This window comes from Arthrobacter sp. AQ5-05 (genome assembly GCF_003287975.1).
Classification (GTDB): Bacteria; Actinomycetota; Actinomycetes; order Actinomycetales; family Micrococcaceae; genus Paeniglutamicibacter.
This window is the reverse complement of sequence record NZ_QMKQ01000061.1, coordinates 1-3,492: the sequence shown is the minus strand read 5'-3', so window position 1 is coordinate 3,492 and position 3,492 is coordinate 1. Positions and strand designations below refer to the sequence as shown.

3 protein-coding genes are annotated in these 3,492 nt (G+C 60.3%); all 3 read right to left on the bottom strand.

Annotated features, from left to right (window positions below; genetic code table 11):
- Nucleotides 1-100: 100 nt before the first annotated feature.
- From DQ353_RS20940 to DQ353_RS20930, 3 genes are read right to left on the bottom strand one after another with little or no spacing between them, the layout of a single operon-like run.
- Nucleotides 101-1,141, bottom strand: coding sequence for a tyrosine-type recombinase/integrase (locus DQ353_RS20940; RefSeq protein WP_113765116.1), 1,041 nt, complete (start codon nucleotides 1,139-1,141; stop codon nucleotides 101-103).
- On the bottom strand, nucleotides 1,138-2,097 hold the full coding sequence (locus DQ353_RS20935) for a tyrosine-type recombinase/integrase (RefSeq protein WP_113765115.1): 960 nt from the start codon (nucleotides 2,095-2,097) through the stop codon (nucleotides 1,138-1,140). The genes DQ353_RS20940 and DQ353_RS20935 overlap by 4 nt, the downstream gene beginning before the upstream one ends.
- Nucleotides 2,094-3,233 (bottom strand): tyrosine-type recombinase/integrase, encoded by a 1,140-nt coding sequence (locus DQ353_RS20930; protein WP_286166954.1) that lies wholly within the window; start codon nucleotides 3,231-3,233, stop codon nucleotides 2,094-2,096. Before DQ353_RS20930 ends, DQ353_RS20935 begins: the two co-directional genes overlap by 4 nt.
- Nucleotides 3,234-3,492: the final 259 nt, after the last annotated feature.

Sequence of the window (3,492 nt, the reverse complement as noted above, 5' to 3'; positions counted from 1 at the left end):
ACAGCGATTATGCCGAGGAAAACGCTAAGCCGAGGGATGCCGGGATTGGCCCGGGTTTCCGGGGATTCCTGGCATCTTTCTCGGCTTAGCGATTGGGTGGTTATCGCAAGGTATAGAGCTTTTGCAGGTTTTCGTCACTGAGCCATTCCACGGTGGTTTGGCTGAGGTCGGGTGTTGCCGCATTCATCGCTTCCCTCATCATGTCCAAGGTCGCGAAGGCGTAAAACGCCGAGGTGGTGCTCATGCTTTCGTGGCCGAGCAGTTGCATGATCAGCGGCAGTGGGATTCCTTGCTTGTAGAGGTCCATGGCCTTGGTCTTGCGGAGCATGTGGCAATACAGCTTGTCGGGGATCGTGGGGCAGGATTCACGGGCAAGGTTCCCGGCCTTCTTCAGTATGGCCGAGACGCTGTCTTCCGAGAGCTTGGTGGGCACCCCCAGGTGGAGGCTGTTGAACAGGGGACGCGTCGCCGGCAACGTGGCTGGCCGGGGATGGAATTCCTGAAGATAGACCTGCAGGTGCTGGACGGTTTTGTCGCCCAGGGGAACGACGCGGCTCTTGTTCCTTTTCCCGGTGAGGACCAGGTGGGCCGGTTTCGCCAGGATGAGGTCACCGAGGGTCAGTGCCGTGATTTCGCTGACGCGTGCCGCGGACTCGTAGAGGAGTATCAAAAGCATGCGGTTGCGCCGGGACTTCGGGGTGGAGCCGGTGAAGGCTGCAAGGATCGCGGAGGTCTCGTGCTGCTCAAGATATTCGATGGGTTTCTTGGGCTGGGGCGGGGCCTTGAGCGAGGCGGCTGCCTCATGCAAGGCCACCAGCCGAAGATCCTCCTGGGAGGCATAGCGCAGGAATGCCCTGATTGCCGTCAGGCGGAGGTTCAGCGTCTTGGGCTGGTAGTTCTTGGTTTCCCGCATCCAGATCATCCATCCCTTGAGATACCTCCTCTCAAAGTGTTCAAAGCCGATGTCCTGGCGCAGCACGGATTGCTCGTCGAGGAGGTAGTGCACGAAGCATTCCAGGGAAATCCGGTAGGCCTCGATCGTCTTCGGGGACAGGCCCCTGATCCGGGGCATGTATTCGTGCAGGTAGTTTCGCGCGAAGCCCCAGAAGCTCGGGGTTGCGGTTGTTGTGTCGCGTTTCATTCGAATCCCACCTCGGGAAGAATCCCCTGACCTTCACTGGTCAATTCTGCGTATCCGCTCATGAAATCCGGGGACGTATGGATGTAGTAAAACGTGCTCTGAATCGAGCTGTGGCCCATGTACCGGGAAAGGTAGGGCAGCATGGCGTTGACATCGGTGCCTTCGGCCATCCAGCGTTCGATGTTGGCGTAGGCAAAATGATGCCGAAACGCATACGGCGTGGGTGATTTTCCTTCACTGTGCCGGGGCAGCCCGGCTTGGTTCCAGATCCTGTGAAATGCGTCGGCGATGGCTTCCCGGCGCACCGGAGCGCCAAACGTGGAAATGAAGAAAGCCGCCCGGTCCTCACCGAAGACTTCCCGGGAAATCTTGTCGCAGTCGGCCAGCACGTCCACGATTTGGTCGGTGAGTGGCAGTAGCCGGCTGCGCTTGCCCTTGGACCAACGGATGCCGAGGGACCTCGCGTCCAGGTCCAGGTCCTCGGGCACCAATCCGCGCACCTCCCCGGTGCGCAACCCGCACGAATGCATCAGCGCGAAGAACGCTGATCCCTGCCATTTCCACGGCGACCTGATCTCCAATCGTGTTGCCGCTTCGAAGAACCTGGTGATTTCCTCGGTGGTCAGCAGGTATGGCTGCGGGCGGAGATTGCCGCATCGCCATTGATCCGACAAAACATAGGCGTCTTCATGGCCGTTGGCGAGCTCCCACCGACCGAAGTCCCTGATGCATGAGATCCACGATCGGCTGCCCTTCTCGTGGGCGGGGAGCATCGACGTGACCCACCCTTCAACGGTGGAACGGTCAAGGTTCACCAAGGCCCGTTGAGTGCAGTATTGGTCGAAATTTCTCAAGTACCAAACCCTGGTGGCCCCGTGGAAGCCCATGCTCTCCTTGAAGGCAAGGAAACGCTCCAGCTCGGGGGCAAACGCGCTGGTGAATCTGGGCCCGTTCACCGTACCGCTCCTTGTGAGAGGAGCTGTGGCAGTGGAAGGACACATGCTCTCAAGTGCTCGGTGTCAGCGGTGAGATACACATCGGTGGAATTCGGGCTCGAATGCCCAAGCACCGCCGAGATCGTCGGCAACGGGGTTCCCGCACGCAGGAGCCTGGTTGCGGCGTTATGGCGCAGCAACCTCGTCCCGGCACTCGAGCGATCCAATCCTGCGGCGATGAAGGCCCTCCGGGTCACCGCGTAAACGGACGCGTGATCCGAGAACTCGACCCGCGCTCCCAAGGACCGCAGGAACACGTGCTCGTTCCCGGAATGCGGACGCTGGGACAGGACATACGCCGCCAGCTTCTCGGCGACCACCGGCAGCAACGGAAGCGTGAGCGGATTGCCGGTCTTTTGCTGCACGATCCGCAGCGTTGACTCCCGCCAATTGACATCGCCCAACCGCAGGGCGATCAGGTCGCATGCGCGCAGACCCGTCACCAACAGCAGCAGCATGATGGCCGCATCCCGGTCAGAGACACGCCCGCTGGTGCATGCCCGGACCACGGCCCGTTCCTCTCGGTCATCCAGCGTCGTCACGATCCCGTATCGCCGCTTGGCGTTGGCCAGACCCAAGGCCCCTTGAAGGTCGGGGCGGTCCACGAATTTCAGGAAGGCCCGCAGGTTGATGACCGCCACCCATACCGAGGATTCGGCCCAGTGTCCCCGCAATGATTCAAGGAATCCCAGCACACTGGCAGCCCCGGCACCCCGAAGCGAGCAGATCCCTTGGGATTCCAGATACAGGAGGTATCCGCGAGCCTCACGGTCATAGGCATTCCGGGTGTTCAAGGCCAGATTGCGGCTCCCCATCTCAACTGACCAGTCGGCCAGCACCCGGATGAACTCCTCGGCATGCGGGGTGGATTTGCCACCGCGTCGCATCATGGAAAGATCCACCGAACCGGTCAGAACACAGGAATCCAACAACCTCACCAATCGGCCGTACGACTTTCGCCGCTGATTGCTAAATCGACCGGTCCTCGGACTCGTGGTCATCGAGGCAAATTCCGCACCCAACTCCACTGAATAATGCCCATCTTGGTTCCGGGCGAGCTTTTCCAACCGCTTGATCCAGTAGCGGTATTCCCGCATCGTCGACTCCGCGTATCCCGCCGCGGCCAAGGCCGAGATGACCCGCCCGCCAATCTCCGCAACTGTCGCATCCATGATGCCTTCCCTTCGTTGGACCTATGGATACGACGAGGGTAACGCCAAAAATGGGGCAAAACACTAAGACGAGAAAGATGCCAGGAATCCCCGGAAACCCGGGCCAATCCCGGCATCCCTCGGCTTAGCGTTTTCCTCGGCATAATCCGTGTTAAGCCGAATTCGGCTTAACAGCGACAACGGC

Excerpts from the sequence above, each read along its gene's own strand:
- DQ353_RS20930 (WP_286166954.1), bottom strand. The coding sequence starts at position 3,233 with ATGCGGGAATACCGCTACTGGATCAAGCGGTTGGAAAAGCTCGCCCGG.
- DQ353_RS20940 (WP_113765116.1), bottom strand. The coding sequence starts at position 1,141 with ATGAAACGCGACACAACAACCGCAACCCCGAGCTTCTGGGGCTTCGCG.